1 protein-coding gene is annotated in these 1749 nt (G+C 43.6%); it reads left to right on the forward strand.

Annotated features, from left to right (window positions below):
• Positions 1 to 1531 (forward strand): COG1470 family protein (locus tag JMY02_RS13500; RefSeq protein ID WP_201599172.1); only part of this gene is annotated, 1531 nt, incomplete at its 5' end.
• Positions 1532 to 1749: the final 218 nt, after the last annotated feature.

Below are 1749 nucleotides of genomic sequence, written 5' to 3' on the forward strand. Positions count from 1 at the left end.
AGAATTTGCTCAAGGTCAAAAAGGTTTGGCACAATCTCAGGTTTTATTAACTGAGCCTCCTATCAATGTCACCATAGGCGGCAATGACAATCTCGATAATACGTTATTGGTATACCATAACTGCGTACCGGGTTGGCAGGTCTATAGCTATAAATTCAGTCATGGCAATCACAAGCAAAATTGCTTTGAACAACGCGCATCAGTGTTAGAGCGTTATCTAAAACGCCTAGATGTACCCTATAAACTGGTATCGCGTCCAGAAAAATTTGCCAATGAAATGCAGAGCGGTAAATATGCTCAATACTGGTTGTTGGGGGCGGTTAAGCCGTTACATTCATATACGAGAAGAGAGCTTGTTGAGCTGGCTTATAGCGGTGACAACCTGCTCATAGACAGTGCAATGAACGGTTCTGTTGATCAAAAACTCTATAGCTTAGCAGGGGTTAAACGTCGGGGTGCCTTGCGTCTAAACTCAGACACTTTAGCATTTTCTGATCAGTTTATTACAGCGCCAACTGATGACATGGTTGCTAATACTGCGCTTCGAATGACTGGTCGTTCTAAAGCACACCATGGAAGCTGGGCACAGCATTTGACCCTCATTGATCCGAATAAAGCTGAGGTTTGGGCTACGGTGAGTAATGATTATAGCGGTGGGCACAACAAAAAAGGACACAAGCATCACTACCAAAGTACGGACTATCCTGCAATTGTGGGTCAACGCTATGGTAACGGCACACCAATAGCGACCAATTTTGATGTGATTGGTAGTTTAGATTTGGCTACTTCAGCAGATATTTTACCTTACCCTAACAGTACCAGCACTACCAACGCCCAAGAGCTGCATTGGGACAGCGTCTTAACGCAACTACTAAGCTCACGTCGCCAAATCGTCAAAACTGACTATGTGCCAAATGAAGTGGTACGTCTGCCTGTAGATATAGAGAATACTAGCAACAAAGATAGGCACATTCTTGTGAAAGTAGATTTGCCAGCAGGCAGTCAATGGTTGGGATATAACGGCGGAGTAGACGATGTTGTCAAAGATACCAACACCGTAAATTATCAGATTACTGTCACAGCTGGACAGTCTATTCATGATGTACTAACCATACGATTGCCACAAAATTCGGGAACTCATCCCGTACGATTAACGGTCTCAGACGTTACTAATGGTAGTAACAACTCCGTACTATTAGAGGAATTTGAAACACGTTATTTAGTGCGAGATGTTGAGTCAAGAATCCAAATATTGCATGACACGATTCACCCGTGGTCATTGTGGAGCCGAAATGGAAAACTCAAGATACATGCCAAAGCTCAGTTAGGTCTCGTTTACAAGCATCATAAATTAGGATTGCACCATTTAGCTGTGTATGAAGCCGCTCGTCTTGGTGAAACCCTATCGAGACTGCAAGAAGACGATACTTCAAGCGAACTTGAACAGCTGCGTTATGAGTTAGATGAGCTTCTAAGAGCGCTGCAGATAGAACTGTATCTTTCTCGGAATCAGTATGATCCGCACGCCTAAGCCCGCAATAACCGTGGTAATCAAACCCCATTATTATGCAACCGTACTTGAGACAAGACCATGACGCTTTTTTTTAAACCAAATCCGCAAGACCCAGCATTTACTCAATCAACTAAGCTGACCAAAGCATTGAGTATTCTCTGTACCGCAGGGATGCTCAATGTCATCACCTTACCAGCACAAGCTGCGGCTGCTAACGACAAAATAAAAGCTGAGCT

The sequence above is a fragment of the Psychrobacter vallis genome (assembly GCF_904846715.1).
In the GTDB taxonomy this organism is placed as follows: Bacteria; Pseudomonadota; Gammaproteobacteria; order Pseudomonadales; family Moraxellaceae; genus Psychrobacter; species Psychrobacter vallis.